Source organism: Candidatus Babeliales bacterium, assembly GCA_041660205.1.
Classification (GTDB): Bacteria; Babelota; Babeliae; order Babelales; family Chromulinivoraceae; genus JACPFN01.
Genome location: JBAZWT010000015.1, coordinates 1 through 19,889, shown reverse-complemented (window position 1 = coordinate 19,889; position 19,889 = coordinate 1). Strand labels below are relative to the sequence as shown.

Genomic DNA, 19,889 nt, shown 5'->3' with positions numbered 1-19,889 from the left:
AGGGGTAAGAAAAATAGCATCTTTATAAAAAGTTATGTTATATGATAAGGTACATGAGATAATGCGCCATTAAAGGCAATTCTTGAACGGTTGATGATAAAGATGAGGTAATGTTATGGGTCAAGGTTTCTTGCAAGCTCTTATAAAAATGGGAGTTTTAAAAGCTGAGTTAGTTGAAAGTTTTAAAGAAGAAGCGCGCAGCTCCGGTATGTCTTTAGTTGCGTATCTTTTGAGTAAAAAAATAATAAGTCAGCAAGACGTAGCTCAGGCTTACAGTCAAGATCTTTCTATTCCATACATTGATCAGATTACCGAATCGATGGCAGACGCTGCGCTGCTTGGGAAAATTCAATTTCATTTTTTACGCCAAAACAATATTATCCCTGTTATCATTGATGAAAAAATAGTTATCATTTCTGCAGATCCGTACAAAGTACAACCAATTGATGAGTTAATGTTGCTGCTTGGTCGGCAAGTAACTCAAGCGGTTGCTCCAACATCTGTGGTGATCGATGCAATAAATCGATATTATCCGCTTGAAGGCACCAAGCAAATGATGGAAGAGCTTGAAGAGGATTCAAAGATTATTGAAGGCGAGCTTGATCTTGGTTCAATTGACGAACAAGATGTTTTGAGCATGGCGAGTAAAACGCCTGTCGTAAAATTAGTAAATCATATTTTATTTCAAGCGGTGAAACGTGAAGCTTCTGATATTCACATTGAACCGTATGAAAAAGAAGTGCGAGTGAGATATCGCGTTGATGGTGTGATGTTTCCAGCTTTAAACCCACCAAAGCGAATTCAAAGTGCTTTAATCTCTCGTATTAAAATTATGGCGAATTTAAATATTGCCGAAAAACGTAAACCTCAAGATGGTAGAATTGAAATTAAAGCTGCTGGAAAAGAGATCGATATTCGTGTTTCTGTTTTACCGGTAATTTATGGTGAACGTGTTGTAATGCGTCTTTTGGATAAATCAAAAACTTTTGTCAAACTTGAAACTCTTGGTTTTTCACCACGAGACTTTGCAGTGCTTGAACATGCTATCTCTCAGCCAAATGGAATTGTTTTAGTTTCTGGACCTACCGGTTCTGGTAAAACGACAACATTGTATTCGATTTTATCTCGAGTAAATTCTCCAGAGGTCAATTTGGTGACTGTTGAAGATCCTGTTGAATATCAAATCAGCGGCATCAATCAAGTGCAAGTAAATGAAAAAATAGGATTAACGTTTGCTGCTGCGTTGCGTTCTATTTTACGCCAAGATCCTGATATTATCATGATCGGTGAAGCCCGTGATACCGAAACTGTCCAGATTGCTATTCAAGCTTCTTTAACGGGACACTTGGTTTTTAGTACCATTCATACCAACAATGCTCCTGCAACAATCACTCGATTGATCGACATGGGCATTGAACCGTTTTTGATTGCTTCATCCGTAACAGCTATTTTGGCACAACGACTAGTCAGAAGACTCTGTGAAAGCTGTAAAAGAAAATACACGCCAGATCAAAGTTCACTTACAGCTCTTGGTATTACGCCTGAGCAAGCACAAAAAATGACATTTTATGAAGCAGTTGGTTGCCCTAAATGTATGAACTCTGGTTATGCAGGACGACTTCCTATTTTTGAAATTATGCAAATGACGCCTGGTATTTCTCAGTTAGTTGTGCAGCGTGCTGACTCTTTAAAGATTAAAGATCAGGCTTTAAAAGATGGTATGACGCTTTTGCTGCATGATGGTATTTTAAAAATCGAAGCTGGAATTACAACGATAGAAGAAGTTCTTTCTGTTGCATCTGCAGATTTTGATCCAGGTGAGTAAAAAGATAATTATTTTTGCCGCAACCTTTATCATGTTTGATATACTGTCCAAATCGTCAATACCTTTTTGAGATGATCAAACGATGAGTACCAACTATCCTGGATGGCTTAAAATTTTCTTACATGTTTTTTTAGGGCTTATGCTTGGACTTGCTGTTGCCCTTATCTATCTTTCGTCGAGTGAAACATTTCGACTTGCGGTTCAAGATAATATAGAAAAACAGTTTCAGCGTGATTATGATTGCACACTGAGCTGTCGCTTGGAAAAAATCAATTGGATGTCGCTAAAAATGCATTTTTCTGGAGTGCGCATTACGCCTACTATCAATAATCAGCAAAAAATTGATGAAGAGCAGTGGTCTATCGTTGCAGAAAAAATGACAGCAACAGCTTGCTGGTGGACGCTTGTAACTCGCAGAATTTTAAAAATTTCCCTTGGCTTTGAGCATGTCATAATGTTTGAATCTTTTGAAAAAGAGATTGTTGGATTGCCTCAATTTATTGCAAAAATGTTTGTGTTGGGTGACTCAAGCTTTTTAGTTTATGACGGCGTGTCCATTAAGGATGGCTTATTGTTTCTTAAGCGAAAATCTGACGATTTAAGTATTCAAGTTCCTTACCAGAGCAACATACACCAAGAGCGTGATGGAACGAGAATTCAGGCCTACCTGCAGGATGGAGCTGTAACGCGTAAAGATGCAAAAATTATAAACGATATTTCTGGTTCAATTACGATCAGCATGCCAAATATCGATATGCTGCAAAATATGGACGGACAGGTGCAATTAAACTACTGCGTGCATTCATCTACGCATAAGGGTAACGGATTTCTTGCGGGAAAAATGGAAAAGGGCGTTGGGCAGTTTGCTTTAAAAAGTGAAGATGGAGCAATTGTCATTGATCCGATAAAAATTCGATGTTTGAAAGACGAGTGTTTGTGCAGCGTTGCGATTTCTACGTCTTCCGAATTGATTAAATATTTTAATTTGCCCGATATTTTATCTGATGTGTGTGGCAGCGTTGGCGTTGAAATTGGTGTTGATTTGTATAATTTTTTCAAAACATTTCAACTTTCTGTGCTTCTTCATGATGTTACGTATAAAACGAAACCTCTTTTTCCCGGTGGTAAACTTTTGGTAGATCATCATCATGCAAAAGGTTTTTCTGGAACATTTCAACTAACAGATTCAATTATTTTTGATATTGATGTGTCTTCTGTTGACGCAACTACTCGGGGAGATGACAAAGAAATACGTATGAGTAATGTAGTACGTTTAATGCTGTCAACCGACTCGCACTTTGTTGTAGAAAAAGATAAATGTCATGTCACGTTGTCGTATGACAAACAAGGAGGCATTACTGGCCGATACGATGTTGAGCTGTTCAACACGAAACTGGATGAGTTAAAGCATGCCTCAGGTTCTATTGTTTTTTGCGACGGAAAGCTATTTCTGAAGGGATTTTTGCAAGATTTTGAGTATGAAGGAACCGTCCAGATTTTTCCAGATTTTGTTTTTGAAAAATTTCATGCAGTAAAAGATGATAAAGTGGTTATCGATTTTTCTACCGATGAGCAAAACCCTGAAAGCCTGCTAGGGTCGATAGATTTTTCTGTATTGCATGGTTTAGTTCCTGATCCATTTAAAATTTCTTTTGCGCAAGATGGAGCAATTTTATTTCAAGGTCATGTTAAAAATGGAATTTGTTATGCACGTTTGCATACGCAGCAAGCGCACATGAGAATTCCCAATATGTATAATGTAATTTCAAGCGCTACGGCTTCGTGCGAATTAAATTTTTACGAAAAAAGCATTGTGTTTAAAAATGTTGATATGCAGTGGTATGAGGGAAAAATTTCTTGCACTCGAGCAACAATGTTTTTTGACAAAACTGGTGCGTGCTATTTTGTTCATGTTCCATTGTTACTTCATAATCTTATGTTTAGCTGGGACAGGGGTGTTTACAGCCAGCTATCTGGTAGATTGCTACTCAGCAAGCAAAGTACAAAAGAGCTTTTCCATGTAGAGGGAAAGTTGATGCTTCAAAAGTCAGAGCTTAAAGAAAATCTTTTTTCTAGCGAGTTTCAAGAGCTTTTATCTGGAGTTGGTTATGGTCAGCAGCATGATCAGTTTGGCTTTGATTGTAGCTATGATGTATCAGTTTTCACCAAAGATCCATTGAGCATTACCACATCCTTTTTATCAGCAAAGGCGATTGTTGATCTTGCCGTGCGGGGTAATTTGAAAAAACCAGAACTTTCAGGAGTTATACAATTAGTTTCTGGCTCCTTAAATTTTCCGTACAAGCCGCTAGAAACTATTGAGGGGAAAGTATTATTTATTCCTGAGCAACCTTATGATCCTGTTATCGAGCTGCTTGCTAAGGGGAAATTAAAACGTTTTGGAGTAAGTGTGCACGCATGGGGCTCTGCATTAGATCCTCATATTCAATTTGAGTCGCAACCGTATTTAAGTGAAGAGCAGATTGTGTCACTCTTGCTTTTGGGCGTTGAGGATAATTCTTTGGGCGCTATGGTTCCTGCGCTTTTGATACAAAAATTAAAAGATATTATGTTTGGACCAGCGCTTTCAAAAACAAAATTAAAAGCAGTATTCGATCGATTGCTAAAATCGTTACGATATTTTCGATTTTTACCTCAGTTTACGAATCAATCGGGGCGAGGAGGAATACGAGGCAGCTTTGAAATTGATGCAACAGATCATTTACATGCAAAAATTGACACAAATTTTGCACAAATTGAAGATATCAAAGTTGATATTGATTACGGCGTGACCGATGATGTGACATTGCGCTTGCAAAGGGATGGTCCAAGCACGTACGGTGGCGAAGTAGAATTTTGTTGGAAATTTTCGTGAGATAAAATTTTAATTTTAAAAGGAGTATTAAAATGAGCATTAAAAAAATCATGTTTTTATTGGCGTTGTTGTTTGATATTACAGTTTTGTCTATGCCCTTTAAAGCCCGCTGCGCACCGTTTTCATCTGCGCAGAAAAATTTGATGAAAGAAACTGTTTTCGATTTAATTGATAACGCAAAAAAATCTCTGTTGGTTTCGATGTTTACGTTTACAGATAAGCAAGCCGCTCGTAAATTATCTTTGGCCAAAGCTCGAGGTGTTCGCGTGAGAGTGGTTATGGATCATGCATCATCGAGTAAAAAATATTTTATAAAAGACATACTTGAAGAGTTTGATATTCCAACATCTGTTTATAAAAAATCAGATGCAATTAATCACAATAAGTATGTGGTTGTTGATGATAATAAAGTATGGATGTCTTCAATGAATTGGACAGATGCTGCGTATCATAGAAATTGTGAAAGTGGGATTTTACTATATAGTCGTGCTATCGCATCATTTTATGAAAAAGATTTTAAACATACTGAAACGTTAATAAAACATCAGTATAAAAATGAGATAGCTGAAAGAAAAAAGTTTTTGAAAGAAATGGCAGCTGAGCGAAAAAAGCATAAAGATGCACTGGCTAAGATAAAAAGTTCTAAAAAAAGATAAGTAAGAGCATATAACGCTAATAAAAAAGGGTGTCGTGAATTTTAAAAAATGGATGATCGTTAGTTTCTTTTTATATATTTCTTGTCTTAACGGACTGAGCCAGGTTTTTTTTACACCGCGTGACGACATACGCTCACAGCTCATCAAATTAATAAAAGAAGAACGCAAATCAATTGATTGCGCGATCTACATGTTTACCGATAAAACTATAGCTCAAGCGTTAGTTGATGCATATGTGCGTGGAGTTAAAGTCAGAATTGTGCTTGATCAGATTTCTATGGGTGAGCGGTATGGCAAAGGATCTTTTTTACAAAAGAATGGAGTCATCGTATTTGTTCATACAACGCCGCTGAGTTTTAATGCATTTACAACACCGATCATGCACAACAAATTTTTTATTTTTGGATTGAATGAAAAAACAAATAAAGGACTGCTCTGGACAGGATCGTTTAACTGTACTGCTTCAGCATCAAATCTGCATGATGAAAACGTCATTGTTACAGATGATGTTTCTGCTATACAAGAGTATCAGCAATGTTTTTTGCAGTTGGTAAATCGAATAAGCCCTGGGCGAGGTGCAATTGATTTGCAAGAAGATACGCAAGAAGATATTCTTATCTAAATATATTACAGCAAAAGGAAAATTTGATGAAAAACAGTCTGCTTAAAATAATGATTTTATCTCTAGTTTTTATTTCCATGCCTGCATGTGCAATGCTACGCCCATGTATGAAAGCGTTGATGCAATATCGTGATGGGGTACAGGAATTTTTTTTAAAACAAGTCTTTGATGCAACGCAGAAAGAATCGTCAAAAATTAAGAATGTTTTTTTTGTAACACATCAATTTAATGATCATGTTTTGAGCAGAAGGCTACAAGAGCTGCACCAATGCGGCATTCCTGTTCATGTTTTGATCAGTCATGATGCTGCATATCAACCATCATCGTCATCATGGTTACTTGACGAGCTGCATGCGTCGGGTGTTTGTGTTAAAGTTTTTGATCAGAAATATGATGATAAAATTATTAATCTAACCTTTGAAGATATTTGGAAAGATTGTAGTTACGCCGTGCGACAAATTCATCTTTTGGATCAGCCAAATAATATGTCGCTTCTTGTTGTGCAGCAAGATGATAAGTCGAATAATACGTTAGTTTTGCAATCAGGCAATGAAGTATCTTTGACTAGCGGCCATCGACAATTTAATATTATGCATAAAAAAATTTCTACCATTTTTCACGACAAGGATAAGTCTGAGCAGTTTCAGCCATAAATATTAATTTTTTGATTCTGAAATTTTTTCAAGTGAATCAATAATTTTTTGCAAATCAGGTTCAAGCTCTGAGGTGAAACTGAACTGTTTCCCTTTGTACTCAAATTCTAGTTTATGAGCATGAAGTGCATGACGTTTTAAAAGTTTTGATTTTTTACCATATAAAAAATCTGCTAAAAGTGGAAAACCAATTGCTGCAAAATGCACGCGAATTTGGTGTGTTCTGCCTGTGACTGGCATTACTTTAACCAAAGAATAATCTTTAAAATAGGTTATCACTTCGTAATGAGTTAAAGACTGCCGACTTGTTGGCCGTTTAGTCAATTCTGTAAAATGAATCATTTTGTTACGAGTGACTGGATGACGTCCAATTAAAAAATCAATAGTTCCCTGTGCAGGTGGATGTCCCACAACAATAGCCAAATAAGTTTTATGAATTTTTCGCTCTTTAAACATATCGGTTAAAGTGCCATGAGCCTGGTTAGTTCGAGGAATGATCATAAGACCTGAGGTGTCTTTATCAAGCCGATGAACAATGCCTGGTCTGTCGACAACTCCTACATGCGCAATTTCGTCATCAGTGCCAACGACCCAGTCGCTAAGCGTTACCTCTTGATAATTTTTATTGGGTGCGTGTACAACGAGTCCTGCAGGCTTGGAGATGATTAAAAAATCTTCCTGCTTGGCAATGATTGAAACGTTGATATTGTCAGGAATCTCTTTTGGAGTGTTTTCATTATTTTCTTCAGGAAAAGATACTGAAATTTGATCGCCAGCTTTTAAGACATAGCTTGGTTTTGCAACTTTTTTTGCATTGATAAGTATGCGATCGAGGCTAAAAAGTTTTTGTAAAAACGAACGGGAGTATTGACTGAAGTAGCTCGCAATGTACTTATCGATTCTTTGACCAGCATCCTCTGGCATGACGGTGAGCTCAAAAGAAGCTCCTTGCTGGATGCGCTCTGATTCTATTTTTGTGGTCATATATTATTTTCCTGGGAAATGACGATTTTCGTTTGTCGTCTATCTTTACTATAAGGCAAGAGAGTTGCATCGTCAAATGATACCATTTTAACGGTGTTTGCCGTGAAAAGTTTTACATTTGAAGCATTAAGGTGTCTTTTTTGGGGAAGATGTACTACAGTATATTATGCAAGCTTTTAAAAAAGAGAGGCAGAATAGGACTTTACCGAGGAGTTTTTTATGGGATCAAAAAAAATAACCGATTTGATTGTCAAACAAATCAATGAAGTTATAGACGGGCAGACGCAGCAAGGTAAATCATTATGGCTATCACTGCTTGAAATGCATCCTGCCGATAGCGCCAAAATTCTTACCTATATTTCCGATGAACAATTGGCTCGATTGTTTATAAAATTTTCTCCAGAAAAGCAGCTTGAGCTGTTTGAAGAAGTTCATGATTATGTTAAAGAAAAAATTCTTTTATTTTTAAATGATGAACAAAAAGCTTTTATTTTACGACAGACTTCAATTGACGATTTGACCGATTTATTTGATGAACTTTCAGAAAAAGATCTGAAAAAATGGTTAAATATTTTAAATAAAAAAGATCAACAAAAGGTTCTTTCGCTTCTTAAGTTTCCACCAGACAGTGCCGGTGGGATCATGACTTTAGATTTTGTAACATTGATTCAAGATATGACGGTTGAAAAAGCAATATTTTTATTACAGCGTTTGAAGCCTAACATTGATTTACATCGACAAATTTATGTCACAGATTCAGAAAATAAACTTGTTGGATACATTAACTTAGAAGATTTAGTTTTAAAATCTCCACTTATTCGACTTTCAACAATTTTAAAACAAGTACCATATTTTGCATTGCCCGAAGAAGACCAAGAGCGTATTGCCCGAAAAATGGTTCACTATCACATGATGACCGTTCCAGTGGTGAGTGAGCAAATGTATTTGCTGGGTGTAATTCCTGAAGAAACATTGATTGATATTATTCAACAAGAAGCAACCGAAGACGTTCAAAGAATGTCTGGTGCTCCGGTTACAACATCATATTTTGAGATTCCGTTTTTCTATTTACTCTATAAACGTAGCTTTATTTTAGGTTCGCTTTTAATCGTTGGATCTATCTCGAGTATCGTTATTGATCAATATGGCGGTTTTCTTATGCTGGACCCCGTTTTAGTCATCTTCCTTGCCATGCTTGTGGGTATGGGTGGAAATACGAGTGGTCAGGCTTCAGCAATTGTTATTCAGGGCATGTCTTCAGGAGATATTAACGAATCAAACATTGCTAAGTTTTTGCGACGTGAACTTTTCATAGGATTTATGCTTGCCTTGCTTTTATCGACTATCGCATTTTTACGAGTATATCTTACTCATCAAAATTTAATTGGCAGCATAGTAGTGAGTGCTTCGCTTGGCTTCATTGTACTGGTATCGGTTGTTTTAGGGTCCTGTTTTCCTATAATTTTAAGAAAATTTAGAATAGATCCTGCTTTTTCTGCAGGTCCGCTTCTTGCAACGGTCATGGATATTTTGGGAACTTTTATCTATTGTTACGTTGCCTATTTAGTTTTATCGTGATTTTTGTTTAAATTTCTTGACAATAAGTGCCTAGCTTTGTACCTTATTAGTATTCTTTCTGAAAATTTACAAAATACGTTTAAGTAAGATTTGAAATTTCAGAGCCGTTAGCTCAGTTGGTAGAGCAACAGCCTTTTAAGCTGTGGGTCGTTGGTTCGAATCCAACACGGCTCACCATTTATTTTTCCCATAGGAAATAATGAATGGTAAGTAATTATCAGGCCATCACCAAAAGGCCATCAATTTGAAATAAAATAATAGCGACTTCACTTTTTATGGTGAAGAGCTTGAAAATGTTGTGTCCCTATCGTCTAGCCCGGTCCAGGACGTCGCCCTTTCACGGCGGAGACATGGGTTCAAATCCCATTGGGGACGCCAATTTCCAGAATTGGTACTTTCTAAGATTAAGCTGTATGGCTCATGCAGCTCCAGATCGATAAATCCATCCTTCAAAGAACAGTTCGAAAATAAATTTCCCATTAATTTCCGCTTTTGCTCAGGATTGGCTGTTTTGTACAGCTGAGAAGCTTTTTTCGCGAGTTCTAAAATAGAAATGGTTTTTTCCATGTGATCTGTTTTAGGTTTCGTGTAGCTTGCTAATTTGATTTCTAGCTGACTTTTTTCTGCAAGCAACTGACTATTTTGTTCTTTCCAAAAACTTTCACTAATATTTTCATCAAGTTTGTCAGTATAAGATTGTCTGATATGTCTCTCTACGCGTTGTAACTGTTTTTCGATTTGTTCAGCGCAAGTTCTTTGGTAGTTGATTCTTTCCTGAAGTGAATCTTTTGCATCTTGCAAAATTTCTTGTTCAGTATCGCAGGGTATATTGATTTGATTGATGATGTTACCGATTTGTTCATCGATGAGCTCCTCGCGAAGATAGGGTTGATTGCAGTTACCCTTATAACCAGAGCAATGATAATAAACATAGCGCTTCTTTTGTATTTGAGCGGTAATAGAAAAATTACACATGCCGCATTGGATTAAATTCGTAAAAACAAATTCACCTTTACGTGATTTATATTTGCCAGGCTTCATCTTGATAGCTTGAACTTGTCGATAGAGGGCTTTGTCTACGAGGGGTTCATGCTGTGCATTTTCGTATCGTTTACCTTTCCAATAAAAGACGCCTGTATAAAATTCATTTTTTAGTATCACTTCGATGGTGTGTTTATAAAAGTTTTTACCATTGCGATAAATCATGCCATCTTCTAGCATTTTACGCTTAAGTGAGAGCAGGGAATAATTACCAGTAGCGTAAAGCTCAAACATTTTCTTTACATGTGGAGCCGCAGCAGGGTCTGGGATGAGAATTTTACGATTGTTTTCGATGACATTGGTGTAGCCATATGGTGCAACGCTTGGATAAATTCCTTGCTCAGCTTTCTCCAGCATTCCCTTTTTGGTTTCTTCGGACAGATTATCGATAAAGTTTTTTGCTATGACAGCGCGGATACCATACATTAATTTAGTTTGTGAATTAGAATCTTTGTGCAAAATTGATCCTTCCTTCACGAAGTGAATCAATGCATTGTGATTTTCAATAAGATTGTTAATGTCTACGCAGTCGGAGAAATTTCTGGAGAGCCTATCCGTTTTCTCCACCAGTATATGCTTGATCTTATTGTTGGTCGTTACAAACTTTAACATCTCTCCAAATTGAGTTCTCCCAGCTTTCTTTGCTGATTTAGCTTCAATAAATTCTTTTTTGATCGCGTAGCCGCACTTGTTTGCATATTCATGCAGAAGCTTAATTTGCGCGTCTGTTGAGTACCCTTGTGATTGCTCAGCGCTTGAGACTCGTGCATATAAAACAGCATATACCATAGATGTTTACTCTTATGTGTTGAAGGTTATGGTTGTGGTCTTTTTTTCTAAAGAAGCAACTTGTTTTTCAAGTGATTCAATAACAATTGTGCGCATACTTTTTCTATTGATTGCCGCTAATGTTTTGAGTTTTTGTTGCAATTCAGTTGGTATGTCTATTGATATGCGAGTTAAGATTTTTAATGTTTCCATATTTCCTCAATTTTTTTCGATAATGCGATATACTCTATCTATAGAATACCATAAATGTTAAAATGTTGATGAATTATTTAATGAAAAGGTAATGAAGTGATGCTTTCTAAGTTGGTAATTAAAGATGTGCAAAGATTGGCCAAAAATTCTAATGAAATAAAAACTATTAAAGATTTGCGTGAGTGTGTAGAAAAATTAAATGATGTTTTTACTGTTCCGAGCATTTTTCAAATTATTCAAGATCTAGAAATTCAGCAAAGTAGTTGTTTAGAAAAAATTTTAGCTTTAAAACAATCTGTTGAATGTGAATATGATGATTGGGAAAAGCAAATTAGGCCAAACATTTATAATAACCCTGTGGCTTTATGTTGTTTAGAAATTGGGAGGTCAGAACAATTGAAAGTTCAAGACTATTTTCCATCTTGGAGAGAGGTTGGATTAAGATTTGCCTTAAGACATGTATTTAAGACTAAGGTCGAGGCTTATGGTGAAGGTCTCGAGGCAGCTCTAGCATTACTTCAAAGTCCAAATTATGTACATCCAGATATTGATAATTGTATTAAAGAAGGGCTGGAATTTCCTATGGTTATTGCATTGAAATTAGAAATTTCTACTTATAGGTTGGTCACCAACACTTTAGAAAACGTTCGATACGTTAAAAAATATATTATGGGTATTGGCAAGGCTGATTCAAAACGTTTAATAATAGCGACTCAGAATGTTAGCAGGTACTTAATGCAAACAATTGAGCGATTAATGAATTTAGAGTTTTTGCAGATCACAAGCATTGCTTATTCTTTTAATGTTAAGATTGATGATAAAACCAAAAAAGAAAAAATGATTTTGACTGTGCAGGTTAATGATGCTAATCCCGTGTCGTTTGAAGATGGGAGGGCGAAAAATCTTCATCTATTATTTTTAAATCCAAAAAAATATAAGGTGTTTTCTGAAAATACAAGGAAGAATGAAAATATACGAAAAGATTTTGATGCTATGAATAAAGTATTTTGTGCACAGTATTATTCGTATGGTTTTGTGTATGGATTTAATGTTCTTATTCATTCTGATAAATATTATCATCGTGTGAATTTAGAACTTGCAGATGTCATTAGGCCTATGAAGTAAAGTATTTTTAAGAATCTAAAAAATTATATAAACCCCTAGCAATAGGGGTTTTCTTTTTATTGGACGTCGACGCAGACGTCGGAGTGTTCATATTATTTTTGTCATACTTTTCTGTATGGCAACAAAAATTAAAGTTCGATCAACCTTACATGCACGAGTCTACGAAACTAATCCAAAGATTATGTCCGAGGAAGAGAAACGTCGCCGCTTGAAAGAGCTGTTTTTGCTGCTTTACGAAATTGATCAAAATAATGTGTCGAAGGAGTATCCAAGTGCACAAGAAGATAAGTGAAATTCAAATAATTCCGATTAAGGCAAGTGACGGTCTTATAGGATTTACGAGCTTTGTCTTTGATGACAGCCTTTATTTGGGAGGGGTTGGTATTTATACGCGTCCACAAGGCGGCATACGGTTAACGTATCCAACGCGCACCCATTCTTCTGGAAGCATAAATGTGTTTCATCCAATCAATAAAGTTGTTGCTGATGAAATTGAGTTCGCTGTGGAAGAAAAGTTTAAAGAAGTAGTAATCGGTTAAAAAAGAAAACCATCGACGACAATCGATGGCTATAAATAAAGGAACTTATCATGTCTAATGATACTAAAAATGTAGATAAAGAGCAAAAAGAGATACAAGCCAAAGCATCATATGAAAGTTCTCAAGCAGATGCTCATGAAGAGTTATTAAACGAAGAACAGAATCTTAATTCAAAAAAAACAGCTCTTGGATATGGAGATAAATCATGGCAAGAAATCGCAAACATTACCATAGAAGATCTAACCCAAGCAGAAGCATCTCAAGTCATTGAATTGCAAGACTTTTACAAAGAATATCTTAAACATGAACAAAAATTTAAAAACACTGTATATATTGTACCATCCAAACTGCACGAGGTAGTAGATGCTGCAGAAAAACTTTTATTAACTCAACATGATCACATCTATAAACGATCTGGAAAATTGGTTCGTGTAACTCAAGTATCAAACTCTCCAGACAATAAAAAACGATTGATCAATAGAGCTCCTGATACAATAGTTATTAAAGAAATCGACCAAGCTTATTTAACGATTTATCTAACAAAAGTTGGGCATTTTGTAGCGTTTGATGCGCGATCAGGATGCTTAAAGAAAATCGATTGTCCTGAAAAAATTGCCCGTTACTTACTTTCAAAACAAGAATGGGACGTTCCAGTTCTGGTTGGTGTCATTAATGCACCAACTCTCAGAGTTGATGGCTCTATTCTGGATACGCCAGGCTATGATCCAATCTCAGGATTATTATTTTTTCCTGGTGATTGCGAATTTAAAAAAATACCAGAAAACCCAACACATCAAGATGCTGTCAATGCAAAAGATGTGTTGCTTAAACTGTTAGAAGATTTTCCTTTTGAGGATGAAGCTAGCAAATCAGTTGCGTTAGCAGCAATTCTTACAGTACTCATCAGAAAATCTCTTTTAACGGCTCCACTTTTTGGTTTCACAGCTCCAAAAATGGCAAGCGGTAAAAGTTTACTGGCTGATGTAGTCGCTCTTATCAGTACTGGCAAATCAAATAGTGTTATTTCTCAAGCTGAAAATGAAACAGAAGAAAAAAAACGCATCATGTCTGTATTAATAGAGGGGGACGCAATTGTTTGTTTCGACAATGTCGAAAAGCCATTCAAAAGTGCTGCCCTTTGCTCTATTTTGACTCAAGCTGAATACAAAGACCGACTGTTGGGAGGCAATGAAACACGTACAGTATTGACCAATACAACCTTTTTGGTTACTGGTAATAATCTTGTTTTTTTAGGTGATATTTCTACTAGATCACTACTTTGTAAACTTGATCCGCAAGTTGAACGGCCCGAAGAACGATCATTCACACTAAACTTACGAAAGTATATACCACAGCATCGCGCAAAACTTGTAACAGCTGCATTAACCATTTTACGTGCCTATCATGTCGCAGGAAGGCCGCCACAAGACATAAAACAGTTTGGACGATTTGATGATTGGAGTGACTGGATCAGATCAGCACTTGTATGGTGCAAAATGACTGATCCATGTGAAAGTCGCAAAGACATAGAAGAGTCCGATCCAATCAGAATGCAACTCAATGAACTATTTACTGCTTGGCATGCATTTTTTGGTAATAGAGAGATTAAAGTACAAGAACTCATTGCTACAAAAACTACTTCCCCTGAAGAATCGGAATCAAATCTTGAGGCGTATCATGCGCTACAAGAAATACTTAAGGAATTAGCAGCTGACAACAAAGGAATAATTAATCCACGCAGCCTAGCAAAACAATTATCTCGTTATAAGAATCGCATTGAGGGTGGTTTTCGATTAGAGCAAGGCGAGAAACATCAAGGCACTTCTAGATGGCGTGTTACAGAAATTAAAATCTAATCAATGGTGGTGTTGGTGGATATCGTGGATCTGTTTTGATCTCTTTGTAAAAAATCGTCAATAAAGTTATTGCTGCAATTTTCATACGACTCTATTCACGAAATCCACCATTACCACGATCACCACGGATTACTAAAAAAATGGAGAGGGGAATTATGAATTTGTTAGATCTAGCCCAACAAGCAAACCTAAATCCGAAATGGTCAGCATCAACTCAGGGTGGAGAACATAAAAGTGCTTGTCCTGTATGTGGAGGAACCGATAGATTTATCATCCAGCCAGAACGATCCCAAACAAACTGTACAGGTTATTATTTTTGCCGTCGCTGTGAAATTAGCGGAGACTCTATTCAGTTTTGCATAGATTATCTTGATTACTCCTTTAAAGAAGCCACAGAACTCCTTGGAGTAACCATAGAAAATAAAACAACCTCTTCTCTATTCAAAAAATCTTTCAAGCAACAGTTACCGTCATTAAAAAGTTCTCCTCCTGTTTGGCATGAACAAGCGGCTAAGGTTCTTAATCAAGCTCATAAAAATCTTCTACAAAATGAACATGTTCTAACATCTTTAACCTCTCGAGGTCTTACATTAGAATCAATTGTTCAATATCAGTTTGGTTGGCTAGACCAAAATCAATATTTAATACGAACAGACTGGGGCTTACCAGAAGAATATAAAGAAGATGGCTCTCTCAAAAAGCTATGGTTACCAAAAGGCCTGGTCATTCCGATAATAGAATCTGACAAGGTGATTCGACTTAAAATACGACGCTCTGACTGGCATCCCAATGATACATTGCCAAAGTATGTTGCTGTGTCTGGTAGCATGCAAGGACTTAGCATTATCGGCAACAAAAAACATATGATTTTGATTGCGACTGAATCTGAATTAGATTCTTTCGCTTTGCATAGCGCAGTTGGTGATTTTGCTGTCATGATCGCAGTAGGTGGTTGTACTAAAAACCCTGATTCAGTAACTGATTATTTTGCTAAAAAGAAAACTTTACTTGTTTGCCCAGATGCAGATTCTGCAGGAAATGACATGTGGACGAAATGGAAGTCATTATATCCCCATGCAATAAACTGTCAGATAACGGTAGGAAAAGATATTGGAGAAGCGATTGAACAAGGTATTGATATACGATCTTGGATCATTTCAAAAATACCAGAGCAACTACAATATGAGTTAAAATTAATCCACTATCCATGGGATGAGCAAGATCAACCACTTATAGATTGGACATTAAATTACATTGCCCCGAGAATCGCAACTTCTAATTTTTACGCAAAACTTAAAGATGAAATAGAACTAGGTTCCAAGTCGCCACAAGCACAAACAAAAGAATTGCAAAATAAGTTATTATTATTAAAAGAACTTGCTGAAACCGAATATAACCGTAGAGGAGAGCTGTGAAAAAGAAAACTAATGCCGTAACTGTGCCAACACAGATATCATTGCTTATGGAGGCTGTACAGAGTGACAGCGCAGATGCAACTCGCTTACTGGTAAAAAAAGCCATGCTCATGTCTTTCGATTCTTCTAATAAATGGCCAAGGGAGACGGCTTGGAACGATAACGATCTTGATGCTATCGTTAGCTTAATTAGAGGAATTAAGCCCAAAGACACTATTGAGACCATGCTTGCTGCTCAGTTTGTATCACTACACATCAAAAGCATGGAGACTATGTCCAAAGATAATTATAACACCATGGGTGCAGCTATGATGATGGTGCGATTAAGCCATCAGGCTCTCAATATGCTGCAACAATATCGAGGCAAGAGCCAAACTATCAATGTGAACTACAATGTTCATTCTGAAGGCGATACGGTGTTAAATTCGATAGTACAAGGAGGGATTAAAGAAAAAATGGAAGGAAAGCTATGAGATTCAAGCAAGACTTCTCCAAATTACCTAAATGTGGGTCTTTACCTAAAAAGAATTCGTCTAGAACATATCCTTGTCGCCATATTGCTCTTCAAAATGGAAGATGCTACTACCACCAAGGTCGGCCTATTACTCATGGGAAATATGCTCAATCAACACTTCAGGAAAAAAGAAAGGGTCGACTGTTCATTAGCTCAATGCGTCAATCCCTAGAATCATTAACCGAGTTAATTTATGAATGAAACGCGTAAACGCGAAATGATACTTACAACATTAATCGATGCCTGTCATGAACAAGATGCATATTCTGTGCCTATGATGTGTACCAAAGCAAAGATCAATTATGAGCAAATTAAGGCGTGGGCTCAAGAAGATGAAAAGTGGAATTATGCTTTAAGTATTTGCCAAAGTCTTTGTGAATGCAATGCCGAGATGGCAGCTTTAATGAGTCGAATGCCTTTAAAAGAGATGGAGCCATTTTTTGGTGAAATAATTTAATTTTTCAAATTGTCTATATGTCAATAATACCGTATTTTCGTCATATCGCTACAAAATGGCTATAGGCTTTTGTGTGCTGTATTCTGGCTTGATAAAATGTAGCTATGATAAATAGTTTATTTTTATGGAGGTTTAATATGAAAAAATTAAGTACAATTTTTTTAGCTGGATTGATGTTAGGTCTATCGTCTTTAGCTATGAGTGCAGATTCTTCGCAATATAAGCTTTATGAAGCAATATGCAACGATTCTGAACAAGAAATTCAAGCAGCAATAATAGAAGGTGCTGATATCAATGAATATTTAGAAGGAGTAAATGCATACCCTTTAAAATTTGCTGTAGTAAGAGGTAAAGAAAAGGCTGTTGAGATATTATTATCTAAAGAAGCTATTATTCCATATGATGAGTCAGGCGACTTAGTTTTTCAATATCAAACATTAGCTTATACGGCATCTAAGCTACCAAATCCTAAAGTTTATTTGTTACTTTTGAAAAAAATGATGACTTATGGTGATAATTGGATTCCTTGGTGCCAAAGCGTATACGTTGAATATATAAAAAACTTGATTAATAAGCGTAAGGTAGAGCCTGCGATTCGTGCATTAAGAGAAGGTAAAGATCTCTTGAAGGACTATGTTCCTAATTACCAAGATATAAAGGTTGCAACTGTTTGTAACAAAGTAGATAGCGATCCAAAATGGCATCAAATCATTATGGAAGATGTATTTACATTGCTTGATCCTCATTCGGAAAAACAAGCTATGTCTATGCCGAAGTTTTTAGAATTGTTACAAGCTCTGATACATTTTGGATACAACGTAAATAAAGTTTGGACTGTTGCTGATCCTTATTGTTGGTTATATAACAACGAATCACTTTTAGAGCTTGTCTTAAAAAGTGGAGCAAGTGCTTCAAGAAAAATTACTTTCTTGGAACCAACAGTTAAGCATGTATATAGAAAATCATATCCTATATTTGAAGCTATTTATGCAGGCAATTTAAAATCTGTCAAAATGTTAATAAATCGTCATGCTTCTGTAAATCAAGTACTTGATGATAATGATTATTATTCATTGAGAGGTTTATCTCGTGATAGATTTATGGAGCCGAAAACTCCATTTTGTTATGCTAGGGACTTGAATAGGGACGATGTTGTAGAATTACTAGTGTCTTGTGGCGCAGAAGTATAAATCTTAATTAGTACTTTAGAATAATTAAATGTCCCTGCAGAAATGTGGGGATATTTTTTACTTAAGACATAGCAAGTGTTGGTTCAAAAGTTCTAAAATAGTCCCCTACGGGACGCCAGCTTTCGCGCAAGGCTTCAGCTGGCACGGCCATTGCTGAATGCCCAAAGCAATAATCGAAGAAATAAATCTACAACAACAAGCGAAAGCTGCCCGCCATAGCTGTAAGCGACGGCTGGGCAAGTCCCTATAAAAATCAAAATTATGTTTTATGTCTATTTCATCAAATCAATCAATTTTCCTGATGAAAAATATATTGGTCATACTGATAACTTAAAAGAACGTCTTGCGACTCACGACTCTGGCGGATCTGTGTACACTAAAGATCATCGTCCATGGAAATTGCACATGGTGATGGGATTTGAAGATAAATTGAGAGCGACAGCTTTTGAGAAGTATATGAAATCTGGAGCGGGTAGAGCATTTGCTAAGAAGCGATTCTGGTAGTTAGTCATTCAGTAAAATCTAAAGATCCATTCATGTATTTGAATGGATCTTTTTTTATTTTTACCCTATCCTTATATCCATTTGATAGCGTTAATATGTGTAAATTTCTAAAAATTTATTTAATTCATTTGCATGAGAGTTTTTATTCCTATGAGTAACAATAGAGCCTTAAAAATCAGTTGGTTTATTTGTATTTTATTAACCATGTTTGATTGCTTAGCCAATACTGACGATGCAAAGCAAATTGAGTTATTGACAGAAGAATTTTTTTCAGCCGTTAAGAGCGGTAATCTTGAGATTGTTAAGCAGTTGATTACCAAGGGTGTTGATATTAATGCAATAGATTCTAATGGAGCCTTTGCCTTATTTCTTGCTCATGATAGTGCCGAAATGGTTCAATTTTTAATAAATAATGGCGCTGATGTTAATATGCAATCGTTAAAAACTAACTTTACTGCTTTAATGGGAGCTGCGTTGATGGGAAAATATGAAATAGCTAAGATGTTACTTGCTTCTGGGGCAGATGTTCATATGAAAAATTCTGATGGACGGACAGCTTTGTATCTTTCTATTATTATTAACCAACCTTGTATTCGTCGATTTTCTAATGGAAGTCATGCAAAAATAGCATTAGCTCTTATTGATGCTGGAGCTGATTGTTATAAAAATAATCCACAGGTTTTAATAAGTGCAGTATCTCTTGGACAAATAGAAGTTGTTAAGGCGCTTATTGCAGCAGGAGCAAATGTTCATGCAAAAGATGAGCAAAACAATTCAGCATTATCGATAGCTTATGATTATAATCATTTGGATATAGTGCGTATTTTAATACAATCTGGAGCTACTGCTGATGATATATATCATTCTAATATGTTGCCAGCTTTTCTGGTTGGATTAATTAGATATTTGCGATACTCACAAATGTAAAGCAGTTAAGGGCTAGTCTTAAAAGTTCTAAAATAGTCCCCTACGGGACGCCAGCTTTCGCGCAAGGCTTCAGCTGGCACGGCCATTGCTGAATGCCCAAAGCAATAATCGAAGAAATAAATCTACAACAACAAGCGAAAGCTGCCC

18 protein-coding genes and 2 tRNA genes are annotated in these 19,889 nt (G+C 36.3%); 18 read left to right on the top strand and 2 right to left on the bottom strand.

Annotated elements, in window-relative coordinates:
- The first annotated feature begins 115 nt into the window (after positions 1 to 115).
- From gspE to WC747_04890, 5 genes are all read left to right on the top strand, one after another.
- Entirely contained in the window at positions 116 to 1,825 is a 1,710-nt protein-coding gene (gene gspE / locus WC747_04910; GenBank protein MFA5999330.1) for a type II secretion system ATPase GspE, read from the top strand.
- 82 nt (positions 1,826 to 1,907) lie between these two features.
- Positions 1,908 to 4,700 (top strand): translocation/assembly module TamB domain-containing protein, encoded by a 2,793-nt coding sequence (locus tag WC747_04905; protein MFA5999329.1) that lies wholly within the window; start codon positions 1,908 to 1,910, stop codon positions 4,698 to 4,700.
- Positions 4,701 to 4,732: 32 nt separating this feature from the next.
- Complete coding sequence (locus WC747_04900) at positions 4,733 to 5,356, top strand: phospholipase D-like domain-containing protein (GenBank protein MFA5999328.1); 624 nt, start codon at positions 4,733 to 4,735, stop codon at positions 5,354 to 5,356.
- Between the two features lie 34 nt (positions 5,357 to 5,390).
- A complete protein-coding gene (locus WC747_04895) occupies positions 5,391 to 5,978 on the top strand; it encodes a phospholipase D-like domain-containing protein (GenBank protein MFA5999327.1) in 588 nt (195 codons plus the stop codon).
- A gap of 26 nt (positions 5,979 to 6,004) precedes the next feature.
- Positions 6,005 to 6,631 (top strand): hypothetical protein, encoded by a 627-nt coding sequence (locus WC747_04890; GenBank protein ID MFA5999326.1) that lies wholly within the window; start codon positions 6,005 to 6,007, stop codon positions 6,629 to 6,631.
- Between the two features lie 3 nt (positions 6,632 to 6,634).
- Here the strand turns inward: WC747_04890 and WC747_04885 are convergent, their stop codons facing one another.
- Positions 6,635 to 7,615: an RluA family pseudouridine synthase gene (locus tag WC747_04885; GenBank protein MFA5999325.1), complete on the bottom strand. Its 981-nt coding sequence runs from the start codon at positions 7,613 to 7,615 to the stop codon at positions 6,635 to 6,637.
- A 219-nt stretch (positions 7,616 to 7,834) separates the two neighbouring features.
- Between WC747_04885 and mgtE the strand changes: the two genes are divergently transcribed.
- The 3 genes from mgtE (at position 7,835) to WC747_04870 (ending at position 9,571) form a co-directional block, all read left to right on the top strand.
- On the top strand, positions 7,835 to 9,193 hold the full coding sequence (gene mgtE, locus WC747_04880) for a magnesium transporter (protein MFA5999324.1): 1,359 nt from the start codon (positions 7,835 to 7,837) through the stop codon (positions 9,191 to 9,193).
- A 101-nt stretch (positions 9,194 to 9,294) separates the two neighbouring features.
- Positions 9,295 to 9,370 (top strand) — tRNA-Lys (locus WC747_04875).
- Positions 9,371 to 9,493: 123 nt separating this feature from the next.
- A tRNA-Glu gene (locus tag WC747_04870) sits at positions 9,494 to 9,571 on the top strand.
- Positions 9,572 to 11,035: 1,464 nt separating this feature from the next.
- Here WC747_04870 and WC747_04865 read toward each other — a convergent pair.
- Entirely contained in the window at positions 11,036 to 11,215 is a 180-nt protein-coding gene (locus WC747_04865; GenBank protein MFA5999323.1) for a hypothetical protein, read from the bottom strand.
- Positions 11,216 to 11,311: 96 nt separating this feature from the next.
- Here WC747_04865 and WC747_04860 point away from each other — a divergent pair, with 96 nt between their 5' ends.
- The 10 genes from WC747_04860 to WC747_04815 all read left to right on the top strand — a co-directional run bounded on the left by WC747_04860 (position 11,312) and on the right by WC747_04815 (position 19,742).
- Entirely contained in the window at positions 11,312 to 12,340 is a 1,029-nt protein-coding gene (locus tag WC747_04860; protein MFA5999322.1) for a hypothetical protein, read from the top strand.
- Between the two features lie 115 nt (positions 12,341 to 12,455).
- Complete coding sequence (locus WC747_04855; protein MFA5999321.1) at positions 12,456 to 12,632, top strand: hypothetical protein; 177 nt, start codon at positions 12,456 to 12,458, stop codon at positions 12,630 to 12,632.
- Complete coding sequence (locus tag WC747_04850; GenBank protein MFA5999320.1) at positions 12,613 to 12,879, top strand: septation protein SpoVG family protein; 267 nt, start codon at positions 12,613 to 12,615, stop codon at positions 12,877 to 12,879. Before WC747_04855 ends, WC747_04850 begins: the two co-directional genes overlap by 20 nt.
- A 50-nt stretch (positions 12,880 to 12,929) precedes the next feature.
- Positions 12,930 to 14,735 carry a hypothetical protein gene (locus tag WC747_04845; GenBank protein MFA5999319.1) on the top strand — a complete coding sequence of 602 codons (1,806 nt, stop codon included), beginning with the start codon at positions 12,930 to 12,932 and terminating at the stop codon, positions 14,733 to 14,735.
- 155 nt (positions 14,736 to 14,890) lie between these two features.
- Positions 14,891 to 16,150, top strand: coding sequence for a primase-helicase zinc-binding domain-containing protein (locus WC747_04840; GenBank protein MFA5999318.1), 1,260 nt, complete (start codon positions 14,891 to 14,893; stop codon positions 16,148 to 16,150).
- Entirely contained in the window at positions 16,147 to 16,623 is a 477-nt protein-coding gene (locus WC747_04835; protein MFA5999317.1) for a hypothetical protein, read from the top strand. Before WC747_04840 ends, WC747_04835 begins: the two co-directional genes overlap by 4 nt.
- A 234-nt stretch (positions 16,624 to 16,857) precedes the next feature.
- Positions 16,858 to 17,121 (top strand): hypothetical protein, encoded by a 264-nt coding sequence (locus WC747_04830; GenBank protein ID MFA5999316.1) that lies wholly within the window; start codon positions 16,858 to 16,860, stop codon positions 17,119 to 17,121.
- Between the two features lie 137 nt (positions 17,122 to 17,258).
- Positions 17,259 to 18,311: a hypothetical protein gene (locus WC747_04825; GenBank protein ID MFA5999315.1), complete on the top strand. Its 1,053-nt coding sequence runs from the start codon at positions 17,259 to 17,261 to the stop codon at positions 18,309 to 18,311.
- A 261-nt stretch (positions 18,312 to 18,572) separates the two neighbouring features.
- Complete coding sequence (locus WC747_04820) at positions 18,573 to 18,815, top strand: GIY-YIG nuclease family protein (GenBank protein MFA5999314.1); 243 nt, start codon at positions 18,573 to 18,575, stop codon at positions 18,813 to 18,815.
- Between the two features lie 150 nt (positions 18,816 to 18,965).
- Positions 18,966 to 19,742 (top strand): ankyrin repeat domain-containing protein, encoded by a 777-nt coding sequence (locus WC747_04815; protein ID MFA5999313.1) that lies wholly within the window; start codon positions 18,966 to 18,968, stop codon positions 19,740 to 19,742.
- Positions 19,743 to 19,889 lie beyond the last annotated feature (147 nt).

Excerpts from the sequence above, each read along its gene's own strand:
- WC747_04885 (MFA5999325.1), bottom strand. The coding sequence starts at position 7,615 with ATGACCACAAAAATAGAATCAGAGCGCATCCAGCAAGGAGCTTCTTTT.
- gspE (MFA5999330.1), top strand. The coding sequence starts at position 116 with ATGGGTCAAGGTTTCTTGCAAGCTCTTATAAAAATGGGAGTTTTAAAA.
- WC747_04840 (MFA5999318.1), top strand. The coding sequence starts at position 14,891 with ATGAATTTGTTAGATCTAGCCCAACAAGCAAACCTAAATCCGAAATGG.
- WC747_04865 (MFA5999323.1), bottom strand. The coding sequence starts at position 11,215 with ATGGAAACATTAAAAATCTTAACTCGCATATCAATAGACATACCAACT.
- WC747_04890 (MFA5999326.1), top strand. The coding sequence starts at position 6,005 with ATGAAAAACAGTCTGCTTAAAATAATGATTTTATCTCTAGTTTTTATT.
- WC747_04905 (MFA5999329.1), top strand. The coding sequence starts at position 1,908 with ATGAGTACCAACTATCCTGGATGGCTTAAAATTTTCTTACATGTTTTT.
- WC747_04825 (MFA5999315.1), top strand. The coding sequence starts at position 17,259 with ATGAAAAAATTAAGTACAATTTTTTTAGCTGGATTGATGTTAGGTCTA.
- WC747_04845 (MFA5999319.1), top strand. The coding sequence starts at position 12,930 with ATGTCTAATGATACTAAAAATGTAGATAAAGAGCAAAAAGAGATACAA.
- WC747_04900 (MFA5999328.1), top strand. The coding sequence starts at position 4,733 with ATGAGCATTAAAAAAATCATGTTTTTATTGGCGTTGTTGTTTGATATT.
- WC747_04820 (MFA5999314.1), top strand. The coding sequence starts at position 18,573 with ATGTTTTATGTCTATTTCATCAAATCAATCAATTTTCCTGATGAAAAA.
- mgtE (MFA5999324.1), top strand. The coding sequence starts at position 7,835 with ATGGGATCAAAAAAAATAACCGATTTGATTGTCAAACAAATCAATGAA.
- WC747_04815 (MFA5999313.1), top strand. The coding sequence starts at position 18,966 with ATGAGTAACAATAGAGCCTTAAAAATCAGTTGGTTTATTTGTATTTTA.
- WC747_04830 (MFA5999316.1), top strand. The coding sequence starts at position 16,858 with ATGAATGAAACGCGTAAACGCGAAATGATACTTACAACATTAATCGAT.
- WC747_04855 (MFA5999321.1), top strand. The coding sequence starts at position 12,456 with ATGGCAACAAAAATTAAAGTTCGATCAACCTTACATGCACGAGTCTAC.